The organism is Saccharothrix sp. NRRL B-16348, from assembly GCF_001280085.1.
Classification (GTDB): domain Bacteria; phylum Actinomycetota; class Actinomycetes; order Mycobacteriales; family Pseudonocardiaceae; genus Actinosynnema.
In genome coordinates, this window is the sequence record NZ_LGED01000035.1 from 88627 (window position 1) to 114438 (window position 25812).

At 71.0% G+C, this 25812-nt stretch carries 26 protein-coding genes and 1 riboswitch; of the genes, 11 read left to right on the forward strand and 15 right to left on the reverse strand.

Annotated elements, in window-relative coordinates:
* Nucleotides 1-34 precede the first annotated feature (34 nt).
* The 6 genes from ADK67_RS06740 (at nt 35) to ADK67_RS06765 (ending at nt 5452) form a co-directional block, all read left to right on the forward strand.
* Complete coding sequence (locus ADK67_RS06740; protein ID WP_269435982.1) at nt 35-724, forward strand: NUDIX hydrolase; 690 nt, start codon at nt 35-37, stop codon at nt 722-724.
* On the forward strand, nt 721-1401 hold the full coding sequence (locus ADK67_RS06745) for an LON peptidase substrate-binding domain-containing protein (RefSeq protein WP_053715507.1): 681 nt from the start codon (nt 721-723) through the stop codon (nt 1399-1401). The genes ADK67_RS06740 and ADK67_RS06745 overlap by 4 nt, the downstream gene beginning before the upstream one ends.
* A gap of 40 nt (nt 1402-1441) precedes the next feature.
* Complete coding sequence (gene aroD / locus ADK67_RS06750) at nt 1442-2167, forward strand: type I 3-dehydroquinate dehydratase (RefSeq protein ID WP_197289315.1); 726 nt, start codon at nt 1442-1444, stop codon at nt 2165-2167.
* A 381-nt stretch (nt 2168-2548) separates the two neighbouring features.
* The gene (locus ADK67_RS06755; protein WP_053715509.1) at nt 2549-3067 is read left to right on the forward strand and encodes a SigE family RNA polymerase sigma factor; all 519 of its coding nucleotides are present in this window, start codon (nt 2549-2551) and stop codon (nt 3065-3067) included.
* A gap of 361 nt (nt 3068-3428) precedes the next feature.
* Complete coding sequence (locus ADK67_RS06760) at nt 3429-4694, forward strand: MFS transporter (RefSeq protein ID WP_053715510.1); 1266 nt, start codon at nt 3429-3431, stop codon at nt 4692-4694.
* Between the two features lie 5 nt (nt 4695-4699).
* A complete protein-coding gene (locus tag ADK67_RS06765) occupies nt 4700-5452 on the forward strand; it encodes a putative hydro-lyase (RefSeq protein WP_053715565.1) in 753 nt (250 codons plus the stop codon).
* A gap of 7 nt (nt 5453-5459) precedes the next feature.
* Here ADK67_RS06765 and ADK67_RS06770 read toward each other — a convergent pair whose 3' ends face one another.
* From ADK67_RS06770 to bioD, 4 genes are all read right to left on the reverse strand, one after another.
* Nucleotides 5460-6056: a DUF2567 domain-containing protein gene (locus ADK67_RS06770; protein ID WP_063797519.1), complete on the reverse strand. Its 597-nt coding sequence runs from the start codon at nt 6054-6056 to the stop codon at nt 5460-5462.
* A 40-nt stretch (nt 6057-6096) separates the two neighbouring features.
* Nucleotides 6097-6306 carry a biotin synthase auxiliary protein BsaP gene (gene bsaP, locus ADK67_RS06775; RefSeq protein ID WP_230570186.1) on the reverse strand — a complete coding sequence of 70 codons (210 nt, stop codon included), beginning with the start codon at nt 6304-6306 and terminating at the stop codon, nt 6097-6099.
* Nucleotides 6303-7319, reverse strand: a complete 1017-nt coding sequence (bioB, locus tag ADK67_RS06780) for a biotin synthase BioB (RefSeq protein WP_053715511.1) — start codon at nt 7317-7319, stop codon at nt 6303-6305. The genes bsaP and bioB overlap by 4 nt, the downstream gene beginning before the upstream one ends.
* A gap of 101 nt (nt 7320-7420) precedes the next feature.
* On the reverse strand, nt 7421-8137 hold the full coding sequence (gene bioD / locus ADK67_RS06785) for a dethiobiotin synthase (RefSeq protein ID WP_053715568.1): 717 nt from the start codon (nt 8135-8137) through the stop codon (nt 7421-7423).
* Between the two features lie 60 nt (nt 8138-8197).
* Here bioD and ADK67_RS06790 point away from each other — a divergent pair, with 60 nt between their 5' ends.
* Complete coding sequence (locus ADK67_RS06790; protein WP_053715512.1) at nt 8198-8437, forward strand: glutaredoxin family protein; 240 nt, start codon at nt 8198-8200, stop codon at nt 8435-8437.
* A 1-nt stretch (nt 8438) separates the two neighbouring features.
* Nucleotides 8439-9074 (forward strand): hypothetical protein, encoded by a 636-nt coding sequence (locus ADK67_RS06795; RefSeq protein ID WP_053715513.1) that lies wholly within the window; start codon nt 8439-8441, stop codon nt 9072-9074.
* Here ADK67_RS06795 and ADK67_RS06800 read toward each other — a convergent pair.
* From ADK67_RS06800 to dnaE, 3 genes are all read right to left on the reverse strand, one after another.
* Nucleotides 9054-10322 (reverse strand): adenosylmethionine--8-amino-7-oxononanoate transaminase, encoded by a 1269-nt coding sequence (locus ADK67_RS06800; protein ID WP_053715514.1) that lies wholly within the window; start codon nt 10320-10322, stop codon nt 9054-9056. The genes ADK67_RS06795 and ADK67_RS06800 overlap by 21 nt on opposite strands.
* The gene (locus tag ADK67_RS06805) at nt 10309-11544 is read right to left on the reverse strand and encodes a cytochrome P450 (RefSeq protein ID WP_053715569.1); all 1236 of its coding nucleotides are present in this window, start codon (nt 11542-11544) and stop codon (nt 10309-10311) included. The genes ADK67_RS06800 and ADK67_RS06805 overlap by 14 nt, the downstream gene beginning before the upstream one ends.
* Nucleotides 11545-11626: 82 nt before the next feature.
* Nucleotides 11627-15157: a DNA polymerase III subunit alpha gene (gene dnaE, locus ADK67_RS06810; protein ID WP_053715515.1), complete on the reverse strand. Its 3531-nt coding sequence runs from the start codon at nt 15155-15157 to the stop codon at nt 11627-11629.
* 213 nt (nt 15158-15370) lie between these two features.
* On the opposite strand from dnaE, the gene ADK67_RS06815 reads away from it, so the two are divergent.
* The gene (locus ADK67_RS06815; protein WP_197289316.1) at nt 15371-16282 is read left to right on the forward strand and encodes an AsnC family protein; all 912 of its coding nucleotides are present in this window, start codon (nt 15371-15373) and stop codon (nt 16280-16282) included.
* A 12-nt stretch (nt 16283-16294) separates the two neighbouring features.
* Here the strand turns inward: ADK67_RS06815 and ADK67_RS06820 are convergent, their stop codons facing one another.
* Nucleotides 16295-16858 carry a TetR family transcriptional regulator gene (locus ADK67_RS06820; protein WP_053715570.1) on the reverse strand — a complete coding sequence of 188 codons (564 nt, stop codon included), beginning with the start codon at nt 16856-16858 and terminating at the stop codon, nt 16295-16297.
* A gap of 98 nt (nt 16859-16956) precedes the next feature.
* On the opposite strand from ADK67_RS06820, the gene ADK67_RS06825 reads away from it, so the two are divergent.
* Nucleotides 16957-17829 carry an oxidoreductase gene (locus tag ADK67_RS06825; protein ID WP_053715517.1) on the forward strand — a complete coding sequence of 291 codons (873 nt, stop codon included), beginning with the start codon at nt 16957-16959 and terminating at the stop codon, nt 17827-17829.
* Nucleotides 17830-17854: 25 nt separating this feature from the next.
* On the opposite strand, the gene ADK67_RS06830 is transcribed toward ADK67_RS06825, so the two are convergent.
* From ADK67_RS06830 to ADK67_RS06850, 5 genes are all read right to left on the reverse strand, one after another.
* Nucleotides 17855-19069 (reverse strand): multidrug effflux MFS transporter, encoded by a 1215-nt coding sequence (locus tag ADK67_RS06830; RefSeq protein ID WP_053715518.1) that lies wholly within the window; start codon nt 19067-19069, stop codon nt 17855-17857.
* Nucleotides 19070-19178: 109 nt separating this feature from the next.
* Complete coding sequence (locus ADK67_RS06835; protein ID WP_053715519.1) at nt 19179-20114, reverse strand: RluA family pseudouridine synthase; 936 nt, start codon at nt 20112-20114, stop codon at nt 19179-19181.
* Nucleotides 20115-20187: 73 nt separating this feature from the next.
* Nucleotides 20188-20769 (reverse strand): signal peptidase II, encoded by a 582-nt coding sequence (lspA, locus tag ADK67_RS06840; RefSeq protein WP_053715520.1) that lies wholly within the window; start codon nt 20767-20769, stop codon nt 20188-20190.
* Nucleotides 20770-20792: 23 nt separating this feature from the next.
* Nucleotides 20793-22118: an aminotransferase class V-fold PLP-dependent enzyme gene (locus ADK67_RS06845; RefSeq protein ID WP_053715521.1), complete on the reverse strand. Its 1326-nt coding sequence runs from the start codon at nt 22116-22118 to the stop codon at nt 20793-20795.
* A 40-nt stretch (nt 22119-22158) separates the two neighbouring features.
* A riboswitch (SAM riboswitch) is annotated at nt 22159-22273 on the reverse strand.
* Between the two features lie 61 nt (nt 22274-22334).
* The gene (locus ADK67_RS06850) at nt 22335-23816 is read right to left on the reverse strand and encodes a potassium/proton antiporter (RefSeq protein WP_053715522.1); all 1482 of its coding nucleotides are present in this window, start codon (nt 23814-23816) and stop codon (nt 22335-22337) included.
* Nucleotides 23817-24022: 206 nt separating this feature from the next.
* On the opposite strand from ADK67_RS06850, the gene ADK67_RS06855 reads away from it, so the two are divergent.
* A complete protein-coding gene (locus tag ADK67_RS06855; protein ID WP_053715523.1) occupies nt 24023-24970 on the forward strand; it encodes a M28 family metallopeptidase in 948 nt (315 codons plus the stop codon).
* On the opposite strand, the gene ADK67_RS06860 is transcribed toward ADK67_RS06855, so the two are convergent.
* Together ADK67_RS06860 and ADK67_RS06865 are read right to left on the reverse strand one after the other, a co-directional pair.
* Nucleotides 24967-25248, reverse strand: a complete 282-nt coding sequence (locus ADK67_RS06860) for a DUF167 domain-containing protein (RefSeq protein WP_053715524.1) — start codon at nt 25246-25248, stop codon at nt 24967-24969. The genes ADK67_RS06855 and ADK67_RS06860 overlap by 4 nt on opposite strands.
* On the reverse strand, nt 25241-25789 hold the full coding sequence (locus tag ADK67_RS06865; RefSeq protein ID WP_053715525.1) for a TetR/AcrR family transcriptional regulator: 549 nt from the start codon (nt 25787-25789) through the stop codon (nt 25241-25243). The genes ADK67_RS06860 and ADK67_RS06865 overlap by 8 nt, the downstream gene beginning before the upstream one ends.
* Between the last annotated feature and the right edge of the window lie 23 nt (nt 25790-25812).

The following is a 25812-nucleotide window of genomic DNA, read 5'->3' on the forward strand; positions in this document are numbered from 1 at the left end:
AACGGTCGAAAACGTGGCCGATAGTATCAGCCGAGTGGGTCTAGCGGGACATGAGGTGCTGGCCGCGGTGCTCCAGGTGAGAGCCGGATCACTCCAGGTCATGCTGTGGGAGCGCGCTCGGGAACCGCACGCTCACCGCTGGTCACTGCCCGGTGGCGGACTCGGCGACGACGAGGACGTCGAGGCCTCGATCCGCCGTCAGCTGGCCGAAAAAGTCGACGTGCGACAGTTGTCACACGTCGAGCAGCTGGCCGTGTTCAGCAACCCCGCGCGGGTGCCCGGGCCGCGGGTGGTGGCGACCGCGTTCCTCGGCCTGGTGCCGTCGCACATCGACCCGCTGGTGCCGTCGGACACGGCCTGGCACCCGGTGGACGCGCTGCCCGCGACCGCGTTCGACCACGAGGCGATCTGCCGCCGTGCCCGCAGCCGGCTCGCGTCGAAGCTGTCGTACACGAACCTGGGCTTCGCGCTGGCGCCACCGGAGTTCACCATCTCCGCGTTGCGCTCGCTGTACTCGGCGGCCCTCGGGTACAAGGTGTCGGCGACCAACCTGCAACGCGTGCTGTCACGGCGGGGCCTGCTGGAGCCGACCGGAGGGACCGTGCAGCCGGGGCCGTCCGGTGGCAGGCCGGCGGCGCTGTTCCGGTTCGTGTCGGGGGAAATGCGGATCACGGACCCGTTCGCCGTGCTGAGGCCGCCGTCCGCCCGTAGCTTGGGTCCGTGACGACGACGCTCCCGCTGTTCCCGCTGGGCACCGTGCTGCTGCCCGGGGCGTCGCTGCCGTTGCACGTCTTCGAGCCGCGGTACCGGCAGCTGACCGTGGACCTGGTGACGGGCGCGGTGCCGGAGCGGACGTTCGGCGTGGTGTCGATCAAGCAGGGGTGGGAGGTCGGCGCGGAGAACGTCGAGGCGTTGTCCGACATCGGGTGCACGGCGGTGCTGGGCGAGGCGCGGCGGCTGCCGGACGGCCGGTACGACCTGACCACGAAGGGCGGTCGGCGGTTCCGGCTGCTGGACGTGGACGAGGACAGCGCGCCGTACCTGGTCGCGTCGGTGCAGTGGGTGCCGGACACCGCGGCGCCGCCGGAGGTCGAGGCCGTGCTGCCGCTGCTGGCGGAGAGCGCGCGGGCGGCGCACGGGCGGTACCGGCAGGCCGCGTACCAGAGCGTGGGCCGGCGGCCACCCGGTCCGGACACCGCGTTGGCCGACCTGGCGTACGCGTTGGCGGGCGACTGCCTGCTGACGCTGGAGGACCGGCAGCGGCTGCTGGAGGAGACGTCACCCGCCCGGCGGCTGCGGATGGTGCGGAAAGTGCTGCACCGCGAGGCGGGCATTCTCGACGCGTTGAGCGCCGTGCCCGCGCCGTTGTCGGAATTGGGCCACCTGCCTCATCGCAACTGACCGGCCACGCGGGCGGTGTAACATACCGCGAATGAACGCCATGCGTGCGCTGCTCGGGCTCGACCTCCCGTTGATCGCGGTGAGCTTCGCAGACGACGACAGTGCGCAGGCGGCGGCGGAAGCGCGTTCCCTCGGGGTCGACGTGGCCGAATTGCGCATCGACCGGTTCTCGCGAACCGATGTCGGGCACGTTCTCGAGCAGGTGCGCGCGTTCGAGGGGCTGCCCGTTCTGGCGACCGTGCGCTCGGCGGCGGAGGGCGGCGGGTGGAACGGCGGCGAGGCGGCGCGACTGGAGCTGTTCCGCGAGGTCGCACCCCTGGTGGACGCCGTGGACGTCGAGCTGTCGTCGAGTGAGGTCGTGGCGGACGTGATCGCCGCCGCGCACGCTCACGACGCGCTGGCGATCGTCTCGTTCCACGATTTCGACCGCACTCCCGACATCGGCGAACTCGACGCTGTCGTCCGTGCGGCGAAAGAGGCCGGTGCGGATATCGTGAAGATTTCCACGATGGCGAGGACCGGCGCCGACGTGAAGACTCTTGCGTCATTGTTGGTGAATTCCGGGGACGACCAGGAAATGGTCGTGATCGCCATGGGCGAGATCGGCACCGCGTCCCGGATCTTCTTCCCCGCGCTCGGTTCGCGGTTGACTTACACGTTCATCGGCCACCAGCCCACGTCGGGCCAACTCGATTACGCCGAGACGTCCCGGCTCATCCGGCAGTTCTACCCGGGGTACGACCGGAGGAGCGCGGTCGACGCGTGACCTCCCGCTCCACACCCCCGAGCTGACCGCTCGCCGACCGGGACGCGAGACCGACCTCCACCGAGCGCCCTGATCGGCCCGTGCGCATCTCCCGCCAGCGGGACACCCGCGGGAACAGCCGGTCACGGAGCGTGCGCGGCGGCACGCGTGGAATCGCCTCCCGCACCCGGTCGACCATGCGGGACATAGACGTCCTCGGGCACTTTCGGGCAGGCTTCGAGTCGCGGGCCGCGCGCCACGAAAAGAGCGCGCGACAGTTTCCGCTCGGCTCGACCTCGTCCCGTCGATTCCGGTGGACGAGGCTGCCCTGAATGCCACGCCGGCACACCGCGGTGGCTGTCACGGCGGTTCCGGCGGGCCGGGATCCTGCTGGGGGAATGCATGGCAGATTTCGACACGTTCTTCACCGAGTACCGCCGATGGCTGGTGCGGCAGGCGTACGCGCTCTGCGGCGATCCGCACGAGGCGGAAGACCTGGCGCAGTCGGTGTTCGTCAGGATGTACCGGAGGTGGCACACCGTCGAAAGACCCGAGGAGCTGCGCGGATACCTCAAGCGAGTGCTGAACAGCGTGTTCGTGGACACCCGCAGAAAGGCCGCGGTCAAGCGGGAGGTGTTGGGCCCCGAGCTGCCGGAGGAACCCGCGGGCGACGGGGCCGCCCTGGGCTCCGCGGCGCTGGACGGCCCGGTGTTCCACTCGCTCTGCCGATTGCCGGAACGACAGCGGCAGATCATCTTCCTGCGGTTCTGCGCCGACCTGGACATCGAGGAGACGTCACGGGTGCTCGGCTGCACGCGGGGCACCGTCACCAGTCAGACCAGTCGCGGTTTGTGCAGGCTCCGCCAACTGCTCGGTGACGAGGCGATCGACAACGCCTACTACACCGGTCACCCCTGCTGATCGCACCACCCGTTCGACCGATGATCGGAGCGGTCCCCACGTCATTCAGGCGTGGGGACCTTTCCGCGTTTCGCCGGAATTGCGGTCAGATGATTCTCAAGGAAGTGGCGAGCAACTCGTGCGACAACGCCGGAGCCTGCCGCCGGAACAAAAAATGACAGTTACGCTGAGTAGTCGAAGACGGCTCACGTGGACCGACCCCGAGGCCGGGCGCGCGGGACGACGGCGAGAACCGACCATGGGCGCGCGGCCCACCAGTTGGCGGACGTGTTGATTCGTCCTATTGCTCTCTAGTGGGATTGTTCAACAATCCCCTACCGTGTGGGCCACGGCACACCCTCACGGCTGCGAGGTGACCCACATGAGCACCACGGACATCGACACCACCAAGGAAGGCCAAGGGCCGTTCGCCTGGTTCCACACCCTGGGCCGCAACGGCAAGCGGGCGTTCGTCGGCGCGTTCGGCGGCTTCGGCCTGGACGCCTACGACTTCCAGGTCCTCCCCTTGAGCCTGTTCGCCATCACCGCCTCCTTCGGCCTCACCACGGGCGAAGCGGGCCTGCTCAACACCGTCACCCTGGTCGTCTCCGCCCTCGGCGGCGCGATCGCGGGCATCCTCGCGGACCGCATCGGCCGCGTGCGCACCCTGATGATCACGGTCATCACCTACGCCGTCTTCACCGTCCTGTGCGGCTTCGCCACCAGCTACGAGATGCTGATGGTGTTCCGCGCCCTCCAAGGCCTGGGCTTCGGCGGCGAGTGGGCGGCGGGCGCGATCCTCGTCGCCGAGTACTGCAAGCCGCAGTACCGGGGCCGGACGGTCGCGTTCATCCAGAGCTCGTGGGCCGTCGGCTGGGGCCTGAGCGTCATCGTCTACACCGCCGTGTTCAGCTTCCTGCCGCAGGACGCGGCCTGGCGGGTGCTGTTCTGGACCGGCGCGATCCCCGCGCTCCTGGTCTTCTACGTCCGCCGCAACGTCAAGGACGCGCCGAGGGCCGAGCGAGCGCTCGGGACCAGCCCGGTCAAGGGCAGCTTCAGGGCCGTCTTCCGGGGCAAGCTGGGCCGCACCACGATGTTCGCCGCACTCCTCGCCACCGGCGTCCAGGGCGGCTACTACACGCTGGCCAGCTGGGTGCCGACGTTCCTCAAGACCGAACGCGGCCTCAGCGTGGTCGGCACCGGCGGATACATGGCGCTGCTCATCAGCGGCGCGTTCGCGGGCTACGTCACCGGCGGCTACCTGACCGACCTGCTCGGCCGCAAGCGCACGTTCACCCTGTTCGCCGTGCTCAGCGCGATCCTCATCGTGCTGTTCACCACCATCCCGCCGGGCGCGAACGGCCTGATCCTGCTGGTCACGTTCCCGCTCGGGTTCACCACGTCGGCGATCTTCAGCGGCTTCGGCTCGTTCCTCGCCGAGCTGTACCCGACGGAGCTGCGCGGCACCGGCCAGGGCTTCACCTACAACTTCGGCCGCGCGGTCGGCGCGTTCTTCCCCGCCGTGGTGGGCTTCCTGGCGCAGGGCATGGGCGTCGGCGGCGCGATGATCTTCGGCGCGGTCGCCTACGGCATCGCCGTCGTCGCCCTGCTCGGCCTCCCCGAGACGAAAGGGGTCGAGCTGCGATGACGACGATGACACCGGCACAGGTGCGCCGGGGGCACCAAGGGCCGACGGCCGGGCTCGCGGACGGCTACGCGCAGGCCAACCTCATCGCGGTGCCCGAGGACTGGGCCTACGACGTGCTGCTGTTCACCCAGCGCAACCCCAAGCCGTGCCCGGTCCTCGACGTCACCGACAAGGGCGGCACCACGACGTTCCTCGCGGGCAACGCCGACCTGATGCGCGACGTGCCCCGCTACCGGATCTGGGAGCACGGCGAGCTGGTCGACGAGCCCACCGACGCCTCCGGGCACTGGCGCGACGACCTGGTCGCGTTCCTCATCGGGTGCAGCTTCACGTTCGAGTCCGCGCTCAAGCGGGCGAACGTCCCGCTGCGGCACGTCGAGCAAGGGCGCAACGTGCCGATGTACGTCACCGACCGGGAGTGCCGCCCGGCGGGGCGCCTGCACGGCCCGATGGTGGTGTCGCTGCGCTACATCCCGGCCGACCTGATCGCCGTCGCCACGGAGGTCACCGCCCGGATGCCCGCCGTCCACGGCGCGCCCGTCCACGTCGGCGACCCGGGCGCGCTCGGCATCCACGACCTGGACCGGCCGGACTTCGGCGACCGCACCGAGCCGCACGAGGGCGACGTGCCGGTGTTCTGGGCGTGCGGCGTGACGCCGCAGGCGGCCGTGATGGCGTCGAAACCGCCGTTCGCGATCACCCACGCGCCGGGGCACATGTTCGTCACCGACGTCCCGGACCTGGCCTACCGGCTCTGACCGGGTGCTAGCCGAGCCGGCGACCGAGGTCGTCCAGACCGTTCCACGCGGCCAGGCAGCCGTACGCCAGCGCCGTGCCCAAGGGCCACGCCAGCAAGCCCCACCACGTCTCCAGCACCGGGGCCAAGGCGATCACGTCACCCACCGCGGGCGCGGCGTCGACGGCGTACCGGCTGCCCGCCGAGCCGATGCCGGTCAGCTGCGCCAGGTAGGCCGCCACGACCGCGCCGAGCGTGGCCGCGAGCATCACCACAGGGCCGCGGCGCTCCCGCAGCAGCCACACCGCGATGCCCGTGATCAGCCCGGCGGCCAGCCCGATCAGCACGAACAGCATCAGCCCGTCGAGCCGATGGTAGCTCTCGCCGGTCACCGGGATCAGCGAGCCGTCCTGCTGCGCCACCACGTTCTGCGGCGGCGCGAGCCTCGCCCACAGCCACCCCGCGGGCAGCCCGAACAGCGAGATCACCGACAGCACGGAGAACGCGGGCAGCAGGTCGCGCTTCACCACGACTTGCGGCCGTCGCACCACGTAGTAGTACTCGAACGCCGGCGCGGGTGGCACCCGAACGGGCGTCGCCCGCTCGTCCACCGGTTGCTCCGCCACCCGACGACCTCCCTGCACCCGTGACCAGATGCAGGGCAGGTTACCGCGCGGAGGTGATCTCGCCGTGACGGCTGCACGTGGCCGTCCACCCGGCGGGTGTCACCTGCACGACCATCCGGCGCGCGCACTCCGCGCAGAACCGCGGCGGGTCGATCACGCCCAGCCGCGACGCGCACGCGGAGTGGTCGGCCTCCGCGCTCGCCTTGCCGCAAAAACCGCAGTACGCCACAGCACCCAGCCCACTCGTCACAGGGTCTTGCTCAGTTCCTTGATCGGCATGGACAGCTCGGTCAGCATGTCGAGGTCCTGCTGGGCCGGCCTGCCGAGGTTGGTCAGGTAGTTGCCGACGATGATCGCGTTGACGCCGCCGAGCATGCCCTGCTTGGCGCCGAGGTCGCCGAAGGTCAGCTCACGGCCGCCGGCGAAGCGCAGGATCGTGCGCGGCAGGGCGAGCCGGAACGCGCCGACGGTCCGCAGCGCCTCGGGGCCCTCGACCACCGGGTAGTTCTCGTACGGGGTGCCCGGGTTGGGGATCAGGAAGTTCAGCGGCACCTCGTCGGGCTCCAGCTCCGCGAGCTGCACGGCGAACTCCGCGCGCTGCTCCAGCGTCTCCCCCATGCCGATGATGCCGCCGCAGCAGACCTCCATGCCCGCCGTGCGGATCATCTTCAGCGTGTCCCACCGCTCTTCCCACGAGTGCGTGGTGACCACGTTCGGGAAGTGCGAGCGGGCCGTCTCCAGGTTGTGGTTGTAGCGGTGGACGCCCATGTCCACCAGCTCGTCCACCTGCTCCTGGGTGAGCATGCCGAGCGAGCACGCGATCTGGATGTCGTTGCCGTCCTCGCGGATGGCCTTGATGCCGTCGCGCACCTGCGACAGCAGCCGCTTGTCCGGCCCGCGCACGGCGGCGACGATGCAGAACTCGGACGCGCCGGTCTCGGCCGTCTGCCGGGCCGCCCGCACCAGGCCGGGGATGTCGAGCCACGCCGAGCGCACCGGTGACGGGAACTGGCCGGACTGCGAGCAGAAGTGGCAGTCCTCGGGGCAGCCACCGGTCTTGAGCGACACGATGCCCTCGACCTCGACCTCCGGGCCGCACCAGCGCATCCGCACCGCGTGCGCCAGCTCCAGCAGCTCGGGGATGCGCTCGTCGGGCAGCCGCAGTACTTCGAGCACCTGCTCCTCGGACAGCCCGACGCCCTGCTCCAGCACCTGCTCGCGGGCTACGCCGAGGACATCGACCTGTTCGGGGGCTGCGGTCACAACGACTCCTCGTCAACTCCGGCGGTGGTCCGCCGTGCAGTCTGCCGCACCGGCCGTCGGCCTACCCAGCGATGTGCGTCACTGGTTCGGTGCAGCCGGGGTCAGCAGGTGTGCGGCGCGGCGAACTTCTCCGGGTCGAACGTGCCGCCGAACCACGGCGACAGGCCTTCCCTGGCCCGCTCCACGAACTCGGACCGCCCGAGCGCCGCCATGCCGTCCGGCAGCACGCCGAGCAGCGGCGCGCCCGCGGCCTCCGGCAGGTCGACCAGGTTGGTGCGGGTGGCCAGGTCGGGTGTGGCGGGCCAGCGGCCCACCACCACGCCGACGGACTCCAGGCCGCGGCGCAGCAGGGCTTCGGCGGTCAGCGCGGTCATGTTCAACGTGCCCAGGCCCGGGTGCGAGACGATGAGCACCGGCGCGTTGAGCGCCCACGCCGCGTCGGCGATGGTCGAGCCCGCGTCGTCGAACCGGACCAGCAGCCCGCCCGCGCCCTCCACCAGCACCAGGTCGTGCGTCTCGTCCAGCGCCACGGCCGCCGAGGCGACCTCGCTGGGGTGCAACGTGGGCCGCCCGGACCGGCGCGCGGCCGTGGCCGGTGCCAGCGGTTCCGGGTATCGGCGCAGCTCACGGGTGGTGACGGAGCCGGCGAGGCGCGCCACCTCGGCCAGGTCGCCCGGCTCGCCGTCGGCGACGCCGGTCTGCGCGGGCTTGAGCACGGCGACCCGCCGACCGTCGGCCGCGGCCAGGGCCGCCAGGGCGGCGACGACCACGGTCTTGCCGACCTCGGTGCCCGTGCCGGTGATCACGAGGACGCTCACGGCCACTCACCCTAGGCCTATACGGAGCGTTGCGGTCCTCCGCGTTCTACAGTCACCGCTATGAGTGAGATCGTTCTCTACGGGGCGAACTGGTGCGGCGACTGCCGGCGGGCCAAGGCATGGCTGCGGGAGCACGAAGTGCCGTTCACCGACATCGACGTCGAGCAGGACGACGCGGCCCGCGACAAGGCCGTCGAGTTCGCCGGCGGGCGCAAGAACATCCCCGTGATCGTGCTGCCCGACGGCCGGGTCCTGGTGGAGCCGACCAACACCGAGCTGGCCGCCGCGGTCGAAGGCTGACGTGGGCAAGAACGGTAGGCGCAAGCAGCGCCAGCGGGATTCTCAGCGTGAGCGGGACGACTCGTCGGTCCGCACCACCACCAAGCCGGCGAAGCAGGCGCGGGAGAAGAACTGGTTCCAGCGGCAGCACGGCGGCGTGCAGACCCTCATCGTCCTGGGTGTCACCGCATCGGTGGTCGGCTTCCACTTCCTGCTGTGGGGTTCGATCTTCCCGGCGCTGGGCGAGGCGGTCGGCCGGATGCCGGTCGTGTCGACCGTGGTCGGCTGGCTGTTCGGCGGCGGCGCGTTCATGGCGTGGGGCGTGGTCGCCATCAACCACGACACCGCGAAGCCGGCGACGAAGAAGCGCCTCCAGGCCGTGGCGTGGGTGTGGTCGGCGGTCGCGGTGGTGCTGTTCCCGAGCGGCTACGCCAACGGCATCCGGCTGCCGGTGGACTTCTGGGCGGGCGTGTACGCGGGCGCGTACGGCACCATCCTCACGCCGGTGGCCCTCGGCGTGGTCGCGCTGGGCTGGTGGCTGCTGGTCAACAAGCTGTTCGGGCACAAGAAGGAGCCGAGCAACCAGGCCGTCGGCTGGATCTGCGTCGCCTACGCGACGCTCCTGCTGATCTGGGGCTCAACCCTCCTGCGCCAGTGACGCCTCGGCCGCCGCCACGACGGCGGCGGCGATCGTCGCCACGTCGTCGTCGGTGCTGATGAACGGCGGCATGGTGTAGATCAGGTCCCGGAACGGCCGCAGCCACACGCCGTGGTCGACGGCCGCGGCGGTGGCGGCGGCCATGTCCACGGGGCGGTCCAGCTGCACCACGCCGATGGCGCCGAGCACCCGGACGTCGCCGGGCGCGTCCGCCAGGCCCGACCGCAGCCCGGCCTCGATCCGCCGCACCGACGACCGCCAGTCCTGCGCCAGCAGCAGGTCGGTCGACGCCAGCGCCACCGCCGAGGCCAGCGGGTTGCCCATGAACGTGGGTCCGTGCGCCAGCACGGGCACCTCGCCCCGCGAGATGCCGTCCGCCACCCGTGACGTGCACAGCGTGGCGGCCATCGACAGGTAACCGCCGGTCAACGCCTTGCCGAGGCACATGATGTCCGGGCTGATCCCGGCGTGGTCGGCGGCGAACAGCTCGCCCGTGCGGCCGAAGCCGGTGGCGATCTCGTCGAAGATCAGCAGCACGTCGTTGGCCAGCGTCAGCTCGCGCAGCACGTGCAGGTAGCGCGGGTCGTGGAAGCGCATCCCGCCCGCGCCCTGCACCACCGGCTCCACGATGACCGCGGCCAGCTCACCGGCGTGCGCCTCGATCAGGTCCGCCAGCTCCTGCACGTACGCGGTCTCCAGGTCGCGCGGCGGCGCGGACGCGAACACCTGGTCCGGCAGCACGCCGCGCCACAGCGCGTGCATCCCGCCCTCCGGGTCGCACACCGCCATCGGCTGGAACGTGTCGCCGTGGTACCCGCGGCGCCACGTGAGCAGCCGCCGCTTCTCCGGCCGCCCCTGCGAGCGCCAGTGCTGCAACGCCATCTTGATGGCGACCTCGACCGACACCGACCCCGAGTCGCACAGGAACACGTGCTGCAACGGCTCGGGCGTGATCTCCACCAGCCGCGCGGACAGCGCCACCGCGGGCTCGTGGGTCAGGCCGCCGAACATGACGTGGCTCATCCGGCCGAGCTGGTCGCGCAGCGCCTCGTCGAGCACGGGGTGCCGGTAGCCGTGGATCGCGGCCCACCACGACGACATGCCGTCGACCAGCTCGCGCCCGTCGTCCAGCCGGAGCCGGACACCCTCGGCCGAGGAGACCACCAGCGGCTCGTGGGTGCCCGGCATCGGGCCGTACGGGTGCCAGACGTGCGCCTGGTCCAGCTTCAGCAGCTCATCGCGCTCCACGAGGCGTCAGGCTAACCGGCAGCGTCTGCAGCCCGCGGATGAGCGTGCCCGCCCGCCACTCCAGCGTGTCCAGCTCGGCCGCCGGGGCGACGTCGAACCGGTCCAGCAGCGTCCCGATCGCGATCTCCCCCTCCATCCGGGCCAGCGGCGCGCCCAGGCAGTAGTGGATGCCGTGCCCGAACGCCAGGTGCCCGGCGGACTGCCGGGTGATGTCGAGCCGGTCCGGGTCCGGGAACCGGGAGGCGTCGCGGTTGCCGCCGGACAGCGACACCACCACCACGCTGTCCTTCGGGATGACGACGTCGCCCAGCGGCACGTCCTCGTTGGTGTAGCGGAACGTGGCTTGGTTGACCGGGCTCTCGAAGCGCAGGAACTCCTCGACCGCGCCGGGCAGCAACGACCGGTCGGCGCGCAGCTTGTCCAACTGCTCCGGGTTGCGCAGCAGGTGGTACACGCCGTTGGTGATCAGGTTCACCGTCGTCTCGTGCCCGGCGACCAGCAGCAGGAACGCCATGGCGATCAGCTCCATGGGGTCGAGCCGGTCGCCGTCCTCGTCGGCCTGCACCAGCGCCGAGAAGAAATCGTCACCGGGCGCGGTCCGCTTGTGCTCGACCAGCTTCGCGAGGTAGCCGGCCATCTGGGCGCCCGCCTGCTGGAGCTGCTCCGGTTCGCCGTTGCCGGCGACCAGGATGTTGGACCACACGCGGAACTCGTCCCGCTCGTCCATCGGCACGTCGAGCATCTCGCAGATCACCGTGATGGGCAGCGGGAACGCCAGCGCGTCCACCAGGTCGACGTCGCCCTTCTCCCCCGCCTCGTCCAGCAGCCGGTCGGTGATCTCCTGGATGCGCGGCCGGAGCTGCTCGACCCGCCGGGCGGTGAACGCCTTGGTGACGAGCTTGCGCAGCCGGGTGTGGTGCGGCGGGTCCATGTTCAGCATGTGCTGCACCAGGGACTCGTCGAACTTGGGAGCGTCGCCCCCTTCGACCCGGTTGAGCTCCATCACCTCCGGGAACCGTTCCCAGTGCTTGCTGAACCTCGGGTCGGCCAGCGCCGACCGAGCCTCCTCGTACCGGGTGACCAGCCACGCCTTCGTGCCGCGCGGCAGCACGATCTGCGTCGCCGCCGCCTGCTCGCGCAGCACGGCGTGGTAGGCGTGCGGATCGGCGAAGTACTCCTCGCCGAGCACGTCGAGACCGGCGATCTTCTCCCCCACAGGGATCCCCTCCTCGTTTGAGTTAACCCTGTTCACTCAAACGATCCGAGGCTTCCTCTTGTCCCCGATTGCGGAGTTTGTCACCCGATCAGCCCAAGCACCCCGGTCCGAGCAGAGCCTTCAAATCGCCCATAAGGGACGGCGTGGGCGTAACCCGGAGCGCGTCGTCCAGTTTCAGCAACGTGTTGCGGCTGCTGTTGATGACCAGGTTCAGGTGCACCTCGGTGGTGCCGGGGTGCGCGGAGAGGACTTCCTTCAGCGACGTCACCAGCTTCGGATCGCAGCGCGAGGCGGCCACCTTCAGCCGCAACGCCTGCGCGCCCAGCTCCGACAGGTCCGGCACGACCAGGTCGTTGGCGATCAGCGAGATCCGGTCCTCCCGCTTGGCCACGCGTGCCTTGACCAGCACGATGGCGTCCTCGGCGACGGACATGCCGTGCACCATGTAGCTCTTGGGGAAGAACAGCACCTCGATGCCGCCGGCGAGGTCCTCGAGCATCGCCGACGCCCACGGCTCGCCGTTCTTGTTCACCCGTCGGGTGACCGTCGCGAGGATGCCGCCCAGCGTGACCTGCGTGCCGTCCGGCACGTCGCCTTCCAGGATGCGCGGGATCGTGGTGTCCGAGTAGGAGCTCAGCACCTGCTCCACGCCGTTGAGCGGGTGGCCGGACACGTACAGGCCCAGCATCTCCCGCTCCAGCGTGAGCTGGTGCTTGGACTCCCAGTGCTCGTCCGGGATCTTGACGTCGAACACGCTCGCGCCGTCGTCACCGGCGCCGTCGCCGAACAGGTCGAACTGGCCCCGCGCCTCTTCCTTCTTGGTCAGCATGATCGCGTCGACCGCCTCGACGTGCACCATGTGCAGGCCCTTGCGCGGGTGGCCGAGCGAGTCGAACGCGCCCGCCTTGATCAGCGATTCGACGACCTTCTTGTTGCACGCCTGGACGTCGACCTTGCGCAGGAAGTCGGAGAAGTCGGCGAACTTCCCCTTCTCCTTGCGGGTCTTGATGATGGCGTCGACCACGTTCGCGCCGACGTTGCGGATCGCGCCGAGGCCGAACCGGATGTCGTTGCCGACCGCGACGAACTCGCGTTCGGACTCGTTGACGTCCGGCGGCAGCACGGTGATGCCCATCCGACGGCACTCGGCCAGGTAGATGGCCGACTTGTCCTTGTTGTCCGAGTTCGTGGTGAGCAGCGCGGCCATGTACTCGCCGGGGTAGTTGGCCTTGAGGTACGCCGTCCAGTACGCGATCAGGCCGTACGCGGCGGAGTGCGCCTTGTTGAACGCGTAGTCCGCGAACGGGACGAGGATGTCCCACAGCGTCTTGATCGCCTCGGGCGAGTAGCCGTTGGCGACCATGCCCGCCTCGAAGCCCTCGTACTCCTTGTCGAGGATCTCCTTCTTCTTCTTGCCCATCGCGCGGCGGAGCAGGTCCGCTTGGGCCAGCGAGTAGCCCGCCACCTTCCGCGCGATCGCCATGACCTGCTCCTGGTACACGATCAGGCCGTACGTCGTGTCCAGGATCTCGGCCAGCGGCTCGCGCAGCTCCTCGTGGATCGGCACGATCTCCTGCTGCTTGTTCTTGCGCAGCGCGTAGTTCGTGTGCGAGTTCGCGCCCATCGGACCCGGCCGGTACAGCGCGATGACGGCCGAGACGTCCTCGAAGTTGTCGGGGCGCATCAGGCGCAGCAGGTCGCGCAGGGCGCCGCCGTCGAGCTGGAACACGCCCAGGGTGTCGCCGCGGCCCAGCAGCTCGTAGGTCTTGCGGTCGTCCAGGGAGACCGTGGTGATGTCCACGTCGCCCTTGCCGTTGAGCGCGATGTTCTTCAGCGCGTCGTCGATCGTGGTCAGGTTGCTCAGGCCGAGGAAGTCCATCTTCAGCAGGCCGAGCGTCTCGCACGTCGGGTAGTCGAACTGGGTGATGATCGACCCGTCCTGCGGGCGCTTCCAGACCGGGATGTGGTCGGTCAGCGGCTCCGCGGACATGATCACCGCGCAGGCGTGCACGCCCGCGTTGCGGATCAGGCCCTCCAGCCCGCGGCCGGTGTCGATGATCTCCTTGACCTGCGGGTCCGTCTCGTACAGCGCGCGCACCTCGGCGGCCTCGGAGTACCGCTTGTGCGCCGGGTCGAACACGCCCGCCAGCGGGATGTCCTTGCCCATCACGGCGGGCGGCATGGCCTTGGAGATGCGGTCGGCCACCGCGTAGCCCGGCTGCCCGTACAGCACGCGGGCGGAGTCCTTGATCGCCGCCTTCGCCTTGATCGTGCCGAACGTGATCACCTGGGCGACCTTGTCGACGCCCCACTTCTCGGTGACGTACCGGATCACGTCGCCGCGCCGGCGCTCGTCGAAGTCGATGTCGATGTCGGGCGGGCTGACGCGGTCGGGGTTCAGGAACCGCTCGAAGATCAGGCCGTGCGCCAGCGGGTCGAGGTCGGTGATGCCCATCGCGTACGCGATCAGCGCGCCCGCGGCCGAACCGCGGCCGGGGCCGACGCGGATGCCGTTCGCCTTGGCCCAGTTGATGAAGTCGGCGACCACCAGGAAGTACGACGGGAAGCCCATCTGCAGGATCACGTCGATCTCGAACTCGACCTGCTTGCGGTGGACCTCGTCGATGCCCTCCGGGAACCGGCGGCGCATGCCCTCCCAGACCTCGTCGCGGAAGTAGTCCGCCTCGGTCTTGCCCTCCGGCGTCGGGTAGCGCGGCATCAGGTTCTGGAAGGCGAACATGCCGGTGGTGTCGACCTTCTCGGCCACCAGCAGGGTGTTGCGGCACCCCTCCTGCCAGGCGTCGGACGAGTCGATCGCGCGCATCTCGTCCGGCGACTTCAGGTAGTAGCCCGTGCCGTCGAACTTGAACCGGCTGGGGTCCTGGAGCGTCTTGCCGGTCTGCACGCAGAGCAGCGCCTCGTGCGCCTCGCGGTCCTCGGCGTAGGTGTAGTGCGAGTCGTTGGTCACCACGAACGGGATGGCGAGCTTCTTGGCGATGTCCATCAGGCCGCCGCGGACCCGGCTCTCGATCTCGATGCCGTGATCCATCAGCTCGACGAAGAAGTTCTCCGCGCCGTAGATGTCGCGCCACTTCGCGGCGGACTCCAGGGCTTCCTTCTCGTGGCCGAGCCGCAGCCTGGTCTGCACCTCGCCGGACGGGCAGCCGGTGGTCGCCATCAGCCCCGCCGAGTGCTCGGCGATCAGCTCGGAGTCCATCCGCGGCCACTTGCCGAGCTGGCCCTCGGTGGAGGCCCGGCTGGCGAGCTTCATCAGGTTGTGCAGGCCCTCGTTCGTCCGGGCCCAGATCGTCTGGTGGGTGTACGCGCCGCTGGCGGAGACGTCGTCGGACTTCTGCCCCGGGTCGCCCCACAGCACGCGCTTCTTGTTGAAGCGGGACTCCGGCGCCAGGTACGCCTCGATGCCGATCACCGGCTTGACGCCCGCGGCGGTCGCCTGCCGGTAGAAGTCGTACGCGCCGTACATGTTGCCGTGGTCGGTGATCGCGGCGGCGGGCATGCCCATCCGCTCGCACTCGGCGAACATGTCCTTCAGCTTCGCCGCGCCGTCGAGCATCGAGTACTCGGTGTGCACGTGGAGGTGCACAAACGAGTCGGACACCCAAACCCCCCTGAAGATCGCAGCGGGCCCGGGACAAAGCGCTCGGGCAGAGACTCGCCCGACCCTATAACGCCGTGCGCGGAACACGAATGGCGGCACGCCGACGTCACCGCGAGCGACGCGCGCCTCCCTCCGCGTGCACCGAGGTGAACGCCACACGCCGTCTGCGGGCCGATGACGCGAAGATCCGCCCAGGCGGGTAGCGTTCGAGGTGTGGTAGCGCCGGACCCCGTCGACGCCCGTCTCCTGGCCATGATCGCCGAGATGGGCCGTGCCGCCGTGCACGAGGTGGCCGCACGGCTGGGCATGGACCCGCGGGAGGCCGCCACCCGGCTGATCACGTTGTCCGGCAGCGGGTTGCCGCTGCTCGTCGGCGTGGAGTGCGACCCGAACGGCATCCGCAAGGCGCTGGCCAACAGCGTGGCGTGGGGCAGCTACTCGGGGCCCGGCGGCCAGGCCGCCCGCGGCACCCCGAGCGGGCCGTACCCACCCGTCCCGGGCACGGTGCACGGCACGCCGTCCGGCTCCTACCCCGGCTACCCCGGCCCGCAGGGTCCGCCGAGCACGCCGTTCCCGGCGCAGCCGCAGACCGGGCCGCAGCCCGCGGCGTCCGGTCCGGTGCGCGTGCCCGAGCCGGTCAGCACCTGGGGCGTGCCCGGCACGTCCGGCTGGGCGCGCGGCGACCAGGCGCCCGCGCCGCGCTCGCGCACCGGCAAGATCGGCAGCACGTTGGAGACCGAGGGCCTGGAGGGCGCCCGGTTCACCATCCAGCTCGTCGAGGTGGTCGACCCGGCGGACTTCCTGTTCACCGCGGCCGGGTACAAGCTGGCCGAGGGCGAACGCGCCGTGGTCGTGCACACGGAGCTGGCGAACATCGGCCAGGTCCCGTACAACGCCCTGCCCGACATGTACCTCGTGCTGATGACCAACAAGGGCGAGACGGTGAGCAAGGCGCCGGTGTCGCTGTCGTCCCGGCCGCCGCACAAGATCGGCGTGCAGCCGGGCGAGACGGCCGGCGGCCACACCGTCTACGTGCTGCCCGAGGACACGGTCATCTTCTCGGTGCGCTGGAGCTCGCGGCCGGAGACGGACCTCAACACCCTGGTCTGGACGATCGACGACTGAGGGTCGTCGCGGTCAGTCCCGGAGGATCGCGGCCACCGCCTCGACCACGACCTGGCGGCGGCGTTCCCGGCTGATGCCGGTGGCGTGCCCGGCCAGCTCCGGGGTCGTCGAGCCCCACAGCGCGGACAGGTGCACGACCACCGCCAGCAGCTCCACCGGCGTGAAGCGGGTCGTGAGCCGGCCCTCGTCCTGCGCCTTCGCGATCGCCGCGAGCTTGTCGTTCGTGCTCGCCACCACCGCCTCGACCGCCGCGTAGCCGGCGCCCTCCAGGCGGTACCACTTCGCGAGCCGTTCCCTGACCGGGTCCTCGGCGAAGCGGTCGAACAGCCTGCCCGCGTACTCCGGCAGGTTCGCCGGGTCGATCGGCGCCTCCCTCAGCGTGTCGCGCGCCAGCTCGCTCAGCACCGCGTCGAACAGGCCGTCCTTGTTGGTGAAGTAGTGGTAGATCTGCGCTTTGTTGCTCTTCGCCGCCGCCGCGATCCGGTCGACGCGGGCGCCCGCGATCCCGTGTTCGGCGAACTCCGCGGTCGCCGCGTCCAGCAGTCGTCGCCGGGTCGCCTCCGCGTCACCAACCATGCCGGCCACGGTACCCGACTAACCGTCTAGTTGACAGCTCGAAGCCGGAGTGCTTACCTGGTGGAGCAGCTAACCAACTAGTCAGTTAGGAACGGGACATGAGCAAGGTCTTCCTCGTCACGGGCAGTTCACGCGGGCTCGGCCGCCGGATCGCCGAGAAGGTGCTGACCGCCGGCCACTCCTTGGTCGCGACCGCGCGCCGGCCCGAGCAGCTGGCCGACCTGGTCGAACGGCACGGCGACCGGGTCCGCGCGGTGGCGCTGGACGTCACCGATCCCCGGGCCGCGCAGGCGGCCGTGGACGCCGCGGTCACGGCGTTCGGCCGGCTCGATGTGGTGGTCAACAACGCCGGCTACGCCAACTCGGGCTCGGTCGAGGACACGCCCGACGACGACTTCCGCGCGCAGGTGGACGCCAACCTGTTCGGCGTCGTCAACGTCACCGCGGCGGCGCTGCCCGTGCTGCGCGAGCAGCGCTCGGGCCACGTCATCCAGGTCTCGTCGGTCGGCGGCCGGGTGGCCACGCCGGGCCTGTCCGCCTACCAGGCGGCCAAGTTCGCGGTCGGCGGCTTCTCGGAGGTGCTCGCGAAGGAGGTCGCGCCGCTGGGCATCAAGGTGACCGTGCTGGAGCCGGGCGGCATGCGGACCGACTGGGCGGGCTCGTCCATGACCGTGCACCCCGTCTCGCCGGCGTACGAGCCGACGGTCGGCGCCGTGAACGCGTTGCGGACCACGCTCATGGAGCGAGCCGCGAGCGACCCGGCGAAGGTGGCGGACGTCGTGCTCCGGGTCGCCGACCTCGACGAGCCGCCGGTCCGCCTGCTGCTGGGCAGCGACGCGGTCCGGTTCGCCGCGCAGGCGGAGCGGACCCGGGCCGAGTCGGACGCGAAGTGGCGGGAGCTGTCGCTGTCCACGGACTACGCCGACCTCACCGACGACAACACCGACCCGCTCGCCACGCTGCGCGGCTGAGGGCCGTGGCCCTGCCCCCGCGCGCTCAGGCCGGGGCGGCAGCGGGTTCGGTGTCCCTGGTGATGCCGATGTCGCCCCTGGTCAGGGTGGCGAACAGGATCACCGCCAGCACCGTCGCGCCCGCCATCACGGTGACCATCGGCAGCACGCTCGCCGACCCGCCCGCGCCGACCAGCGGCGCCATCAGGCCACCCACCATGAACGTGGTCACGCCCAGCACGGCCGACGCGCTGCCCGCCGCCTCCGGGTGCCGCGCCATCGCCAGCGAACCGGCGTTCGGCATGAGCAGGCCAACGCTCATCGTCAGCACGAACAGCGGCGGCAGGAACGTCGCCAGGCCGCCGCCGACGAGCCCGCCGACCAGCAGCCCGACCCCACCGGTGGCCGCGCCCGCCAGCCCGATCTTGAGCAGCGGGCGCGGCATGATCCGGCCGGTCAGCCGGGTGTTGAGCAGGCCGGCCAGGACGATCGCCACCGAGTTCGCGCCGAACACCAGGCTGAACTCCTGCGGGCTCAGCCCGAACACGCCCTGCAGCACGAACGACGCGCCCGCGACGTAGCCGAACAGCGAGCCCAGCGCCAGCGCCGAGGCGAGCGCGTAGCCGACGAACTTGCGGTCGGCCAGCAGCCCGCCGAACACCTTGATCGTGAGCAGCAGGTTCGCCGGACGGCGCTTGTCGCGCGGCAGCGTCTCCGGCAGGCCGACGGCCAGGGCGACCAGCAGCGCCAACCCGATCAGCGCGAGCGCGACGAACGTGCCGCGCCAGCTGGTGAACCGCAGCAACTGGCCGCCCAGCACCGGGGCCACCACCGGCCCCAGGCTGTTGACCAACATCATCAGCGACATGAACCGCGCCATCGCCAGGCCCTCGAACCGGTCGCGCGCCACCGCCATCGCCACCACGAACCCGGCCGCCACGCCGAGCCCTTGCAGCAGCCGCAGGCCGGAGAGCGCCAACGCGCTGGGCGCCAACGCGCAGAACAGCGACATCACGACGTAGCTGCCGATGCCGAACAGCAGCGGCCGACGCCTGCCCCACGAGTCGGAGAGCGGACCCACCAGCAGCTGCCCGACCGACAGGCCGATGATGAACGTGGTCAGCGACAGCTGGATCTGCGACTCGGTCGAGCCGAACTCCTGGGCGATGCCCGGGAACGCGGGCAGGTACGTGTCGATCGACAGCGGACCGAGCAGGCACAGGGTGCCCAGCAGCACGACCAGTCGGGACCTGTTGTCCATCGCCAACCCCCAGAGGCTCGTCTGGCAAAAGCTTCGCAAGCCAAACGATCCGAGGAAAGCGATATGTCCGAGGTCACGCGCGGGGCGCAAGTGTTGCGCCCCGGATGGCTCAATAACCCTCTGCGCGCAGCAGTTCCAGCGCGGCGGACAGGTCGTCGGGGTACTCGCTCGTGAACGAGACCCACTGGCCGTCAGCCGGGTGGTGGAAGCCGAGCGCGCGGGCGTGCAGCCACTGCCGCGTGACGCCGAGCCGCTTGGCCAGCACCGGGTCGGCGCCGTAGGTGATGTCGCCGACGCACGGGTGCCGCAGCGCGGAGAAGTGCACCCGGATCTGGTGCGTGCGGCCGGTTTCCAGGTGCACGTCGAGCAGTGATGCGGCGCGGAACGCCTCCACCACCTCGTAGTGCGTGATGCTGGGCTTGCCGTTGGCCATCACGGCGAACTTGTAGTCGTGCTTGGGGTGCCGGTCGATCGGCGCGTCGATGGTGCCCTTGATCGGGTCCGGGTGGCCCTGCACGAGCGCGTGGTAGAGCTTGTCGACCGTGCGCTCCTTGAACGCGTGCTTCAACGCCGAGTAGGCGTGCTCGCTCTTGGCCACCACCATGACGCCGGTCGTGCCGACGTCCAGCCGGTGCACGACGCCCTGCCGCTCGGCGGCGCCCGACGTGGCGATCCGGATGCCGGCCGCGGCCAGGCCGCCCACCACGGTGGGACCGGTCCAGCCGGGGCTGGGGTGCACGGCCACGCCGACCGGCTTGTCGACCACGATCACGTCGTCGTCCTCGTGCAGGACGACCAGGCCCTCCACGGGCACGGCCTGCACCTGCACCGGGCGTTCGGGCTCGGGGAGGGTGACCTCCAGCACGGAGCCCGCGACCAGGCGGTCCGACTTGCCGGCGGGCTGCCCGTCGAGCACGACGTCACCCGACTCGGTCAACGCGGCGACCACGGTGCGCGACAGCCCGAGGAGCTTGGCCAGACCGGCGTCGACCCGCATCCCGTCCAAACCGTCCGGAACCGGAAGAGACCGATAATCGCCGCTCATGCGCACACCTCGCTGACGCTCGGCGTGGCAAGAGCGGGGCCGACTGTGTTGAATGATTCGCTCGCAAGCTCGCTCATGCGCCCGCCTTCTTCTCGCTGGACTTCTCCACGCGGGTGCCGTCGTAGTCGCGCTGGAGCAACGCCATCAGCACGATCACGCCACCGCCCACGCAGATGGCGGAGTCCGCCAGGTTGAACACGGGGAAGAAGTTGCCCCACGGGTCGAGCACCGAGATGAAGTCGACCACGCCGCCGCGCAGCGGGCCGGGGCCGCGGAAGATCCGGTCGACCAGGTTGCCCATCGCGCCGCCCAGGACCAGGCCGAGGCCGACGGCCCAGCCGACCGACCGCAGCCGGCGCGCGATCCACAGGATGAACACGACCACGCCGGACGCGATCAGGGCGAGGATCACCGTCCAGCCCTCGGCCAGGCCGAACGCGGCGCCGGTGTTGCGGATCAGCGGCAGGTAGAGCAGGCCGCCGAACAGCTCGATCGGCTCACGCCCCTCCAGGTTCTCCACCGCGATGATCTTGGTGACCAGGTCGAGGGCCAACACCAGCGGCGCGATGACGGCCAGCAGCAGGACCCGTCGCTTCGGCAGCGGTGCGTCCGGCTGGTCCGGCGTGTCCGGCTCGGTGTTGGGATCGGTGCTCACCGGGCCATTGTCCAGTATCGGAGTCAGCGCAGGAACGGCGGGAGCGCGCGCTGGTCGTCCAGCGGCGTCCAGCGGCCGTCCCGGACCTCGTACTCCCACCGCGAGCCCTCGACCACGAGCGCGCGCAACGCGGCCACGAACCGGTCCACGTGCTCCTCGGTGGTGCCCAGCCCGATCGACGCGCGCAACGCCCGTTCGCCGTGGGTGAGCCGGTGCACGGCCACGTGGGCGCAGAACGCGCCGTCACGCACGCCGATGCCGTGCTCGGCGGACAGCGCGGCGGCCAGGTAGCCGGCGTCCTGACCGCCGACGGTGAAGCTCACCACGCCCACCCGGTCCTGGTCCGCGCCGAACAGCGTCAGCTCGTGCACGCCGGGCACGGTCCGCAGACCTTCCCGCAACCTGGCCAGCAGCACGCGCTCGTGCTCGGTGGTCTGCTCCCAGTGCCTGCCCAGCACGTCGCACGCCACGGCCAGCGCGTGCACGCCCACCACGTTCGGCGTGCCAGCCTCGTGCCGCTCGGGCACCGCCGACCAGGCCACGCCCAGCCGGTCGCCGTGATCGGTGACGCGGGCCGTCGCACCGCCGCCCACCAGGTACGGCTCGGCGGCCTGCAGCCAGTCGGACCGGCCGACCAGCACACCCGCGCCGAACGGCGCGTAGATCTTGTGCCCGGACAGCACGGTGTAGTCGACGTCGAGGGCGCGCACGTCCACCGGCCGGTGCGGCGCGAGCTGCGCGGCGTCCAAGGCGATCCGGGCGCCGTGCCTGCGGGCCACCCGGGACAGCTCGGCCACCGGCCAGACCTCGCCGGTCACGTTGGACGCGCCGGTCACCACGACCAGCCGCGGGCCGACCGGCGCCTCGCGCAGCGCGCGGTCCAGCTCCAGCACGGCCTGGGCGGGCGAGGCGGGCGTGCGGAGGCGGCGCACGTTCGGGCCGCGCCACGGCAGCAGCGCGGCGTGGTGCTCGGTGTCGAACAGGATCACGGCGGTGTGCTTGGGCAGGCTCCTGGCCAGCAGGTTCAGCGCGTCGGTGGTGTTGCGGGCGAACACGACGGCGTCGCTGTCGCGGGCGTTGAGGAACCGGCGGACCGACCCGCGGGCCTGCTCGTAGACCTTGGTGCTGACCTGCGAGGCGAAGCCCGCGCCCCGGTGCACGCTGGCGTACCAGGGCAGCACCTCGTCCACGGCGTCACGCACCTGTTCCAGACAGGGCGCGCTGGCCGCGTGGTCGAGGTTGGCGTACTCGACGCGCTCACCGGTGACCAGCGGCACGCGCAGCGACGCGCCGACCACGCGGGGCAGCGCGGCGACGGTGGTGGTGTTGAGGGGAACTGCGATCGTCATGACGCCCTCCGGGGGTCCCGGGACACCCCACCGGAGAGGGAGCCCGCGCTTGCCGGACGCCCTGCGCGCCAGGCCAGGTCCTCACCAGGGGCACCCCACCGCGGTAGGAGGGTTGCCGGCCAGCAAGCCTGGGCTTAGCGCTGGCACTCATGACCTTCGCCACGAAGTTAACCCAGCCCGCGCGCCCCGTCGAGGGGCGTTCACATCTTGAGAGCGTTACGGCAGGCCGACGTCGCCCTTCCAGCGCGCGAACCGGCCTGCCCGGTCGACGGCCCGGATCCGGTGCTCAGTCGCCGTGCGCATGGCCTCGGTGCACACCACCAGCAACTGGTCGTGCTCCTGCAACCGGGTCGTCGGCTGCGGCGTGAAGCCGTTCTCGTCGCGCACCACGAGGCTCACCGACGAGCCCGGCGGCAGCCGCAGCTCGGACAGGTACACGCCGTGCAGCTTGGAGCCGGGCTGGATGCGGACCTGGAGCAACTCCGCGCCGAGGTCGTCCAACGCCGACGAGTCGACCTGCACCTCGTGCGCCTCGCCGGACTTGACCAGCCCCAACCACTTGGCCAGCCACGGCAGGGTCGTGCCCTGCACCACGGTCAGCACCACGACCAGCACGAACACCGCGTCGACCAGCCGCTGCGCGCCCGGCACGCCCTGGATCAGCGGGATCAGGGCGAACACGATCGGCACCGCCCCGCGCAGCCCCGACCACGAGATGAACACCTGCTCCCGCCACGGCACCCGGAACGGCAGCGCGGCGAACAGGACCGACAGCGGCCGGGCGAACAGCACCAGCACCGCCCCGGCCACCAGCGCGGGCACCAGCGCGTCGAGCAGCCGTCCTGGTGACGCGTACAGGCCGAGCAGCACGAACAGGCCGATCTGCGCGATCCAACCCAGGCCCTCGGCGAACGACAGGGTGTCCGCCCGGTGCGGCAGGCGGGCGTTGCCGAGCACGAGGGCGGCGATGTAGACGGCGAGGAAGCCGGACGCGTGCGCGAGGTCGCCGACGGTGTAGGCCAGCAGGCACACCGCGACGGTGGCCAGCGGGTACAGGCCGGTGGCGGGCAGCGCGGCCCGCCGCAGGCCGACACCGCCGAGCCAGCCGAGCACGATCCCGATCACACCGCCCGCGATCAGCTCGTAGAGCATGAGCAGCGGCGCGGTCCACGTGATCGGGTCCGGCGCGGCGAGCAGCACGACGGCGATGTAGACCGGGGCGTCGTTGATGCCGGACTCCAGCTCCAGCGCGCCGATGAGCCGCTTGCCGACGCCGACCCCGCGCAACACGCTGAACACGGCTGCGGCGTCGGTGGACGACAGCACCGCGCCCCACAGCAGGGCCGTGCGCCAGTCCATGTCGAGCAGGAAGTGCAGCGCGACGCCGGTGACCGCGATGCTCACGCCGACGGCGACCGTCGACAGCGCGATGCCCAGGCCCAGCGCGGGTTTCACCGCGCTCCACCGGGTGGTCAGACCGCCCTCGGTGAGGATCAGCACGAGCGCGACCGTGCCGAGCGAGCGGGTCAGGTCGGCGTCCTCGAACTGGATGCCGACGACGGCCTCGCCGAGCAGCACGCCGATGCCGAGGTAGAGCAGGAGCGACGGCAGACCGAGCCGGATCGACACCCTGACCGCGATGACCGACAGCAGGAGGACCGCGGCGGCGATGCCCAGGTAGCCCGTCACATCGCCCACTCGACCTCCACGCCGTCGATCCCGTCACCCGACGGGGTCATTCTCCCTGGTGACACCGAAATGGACGAATCCGGCACCGACGCAGCGTCACCAGCCGAACGTCGCTAGCGCGAACCATGCGGAACCGTGCATGTTGACGACAGGGTCCCGCCGCCCCGGTCACCTCATCGTCCCTTCCGAGAGTCACCACCCCTGCGGGAGACACCGTGAAGTTGCGCACGATCCCCATCGCGCTGGTCACCACCGGCGTGCTCCTCGGCTCCGGCCTCGGCCCGGCCACCGCCGCGCCGCCCACCACCCTGGCCGGGCCGAACATCCCGGTTTCCGCCGTGCAGGCCGACCTCGCCCAGTTGCAGAGCATCGCCACCTCGAACGGCGGCAACCGGGCGCACGGCCGTCCCGGCTACCTGGCCTCCGTGAACTGGGTGAAGTCCAAGTTGGACGCCGCCGGGTTCACCACCAGGGTGCAGTCGTTCACCAGCAACGGCGCCACCGGCTACAACCTGATCGCCGACTGGCCCGGCGGCGACCTGAACAACGTGGTCATGCTCGGCGGGCACCTCGACAGCGTGTCGGCGGGCCCCGGCATCAACGACAACGGCACCGGCTCGGCCGGGCTGCTCGAAGTCGCGCTGGCCGTGCGGTCCAGCGGCTTCCAGCCCACCAAGCACCTGCGCTTCGCCTGGTGGGGCGCGGAGGAGCTGGGGCTGATCGGCTCGACCTACTACGTGAACTCACTGTCCACAACGGACCGTTCACGGATCGACGCCTACCTCAACTTCGACATGATCGGCTCGCCGAACCCCGGCTACTTCGTCTACAGCGCGTCCGGCCAGCCGTCGGGCTCCCTCCAGCTCCAGCAGACGCTCCAGGGCTACTTCGGCTCGATCGGCGTGCCGACCGAGCTGACCAGCGTGGGCGGGCGGTCCGACCACGCGGCGTTCGCGCGGGCCGGCATCCCGGTCGGCGGCACGTTCACCGGCGCCGAGGGCATCAAGACCTCGGCGCAGGCGCAGAAGTGGGGCGGCTCGGCCGGCGTGGCATTCGACCGCTGCTACCACCGCTCGTGCGACACCTCGTCGAACGTGAACGCGACCGCGCTGGACCGCAACACCGACGCCATCGCGCACACCCTGTGGACGCTGGCGGCCTAGCCGTCCAGCAGCCGCGCCAGCACCTCGGCGGCACCGGCCGGGGCGGGGTCGACCCGCACTACCTTGTCCCGGCCGCGCTCGCCCGCGACCACCTCCACGTCCTGCTTGCGCACGCCGAACGCCTTGGCCAACGCCTTGCGGACGGCCTCGTTCGCCTTGCCCTCCACGGCGGGCGCGGCGACCGCGACGACCAGCGCGCCGTCACCCCACCGGCCGCCGACGGCCTCGCGCTTCGCGCCCGGCTTGACCCTGATCCCGAACCGGAACGCGTCAGCCACGGCACGTCACCATGGTCAGCGTCTCCTCCAGCAACGCCCGCCGCGCCGCGACCACGTCCGGGCTGGCCGCCAGCAGCTGGGCCTGCCCCAGGTAGACCGAGTAGGCGAGCACGGCCCGGCGACGCGCGACGTCGGCGGCGAAGCCCAACCCGACGAACAGCTCCTCCAGGTAGCCGATGCGGCGTTCCGTGACGCGGCCGAGCACCGGCGCCACCGCCGGGTCGTCCTTGGCGGCGAGCATGGCCAGCTCGACCGCGCTGTGCTCGACGTCGTCCAGCACGGTGGCGAACAGCAGCCGCAGCCGCTCCCCCGGCTCCGACACCGAGTCCACGAGGTCGATCACCGCCTCGGTGTGCTCGCGCTCCCAGCGTTCGAGGGTGGCCTTGAGCAGGGCTTCCCGGTTGGGGAAGTGCCAGTAGGCGCTGCCCTTGGTGGCCCCGATGCGCGCCGCGAGCGGTTCCACGGCGACCGCCGCGACCCCGCCCTCCACGAGCGCTCGCAGCGCCACCCCGGTCCAGTCGTCGCGCGTCCGCCGTGCCATGACGCCATACGCTACCGTACGGT

Bases quoted from the DNA above. Each gene is read 5' to 3' on its own strand.
- aroD (WP_197289315.1), top strand. From the start codon at position 1,442: ATGCGTGCGCTGCTCGGGCTCGACCTCCCGTTGATCGCGGTGAGCTTC.
- ADK67_RS06755 (WP_053715509.1), top strand. From the start codon at position 2,549: ATGGCAGATTTCGACACGTTCTTCACCGAGTACCGCCGATGGCTGGTG.
- ADK67_RS06760 (WP_053715510.1), top strand. From the start codon at position 3,429: ATGAGCACCACGGACATCGACACCACCAAGGAAGGCCAAGGGCCGTTC.
- ADK67_RS06765 (WP_053715565.1), top strand. From the start codon at position 4,700: ATGACACCGGCACAGGTGCGCCGGGGGCACCAAGGGCCGACGGCCGGG.
- ADK67_RS06790 (WP_053715512.1), top strand. From the start codon at position 8,198: ATGAGTGAGATCGTTCTCTACGGGGCGAACTGGTGCGGCGACTGCCGG.
- ADK67_RS06820 (WP_053715570.1), bottom strand. From the start codon at position 16,858: ATGGTTGGTGACGCGGAGGCGACCCGGCGACGACTGCTGGACGCGGCG.
- ADK67_RS06825 (WP_053715517.1), top strand. From the start codon at position 16,957: ATGAGCAAGGTCTTCCTCGTCACGGGCAGTTCACGCGGGCTCGGCCGC.
- ADK67_RS06830 (WP_053715518.1), bottom strand. From the start codon at position 19,069: ATGGACAACAGGTCCCGACTGGTCGTGCTGCTGGGCACCCTGTGCCTG.
- ADK67_RS06835 (WP_053715519.1), bottom strand. From the start codon at position 20,114: ATGAGCGGCGATTATCGGTCTCTTCCGGTTCCGGACGGTTTGGACGGG.
- ADK67_RS06845 (WP_053715521.1), bottom strand. From the start codon at position 22,118: ATGACGATCGCAGTTCCCCTCAACACCACCACCGTCGCCGCGCTGCCC.
- ADK67_RS06865 (WP_053715525.1), bottom strand. From the start codon at position 25,789: ATGGCACGGCGGACGCGCGACGACTGGACCGGGGTGGCGCTGCGAGCG.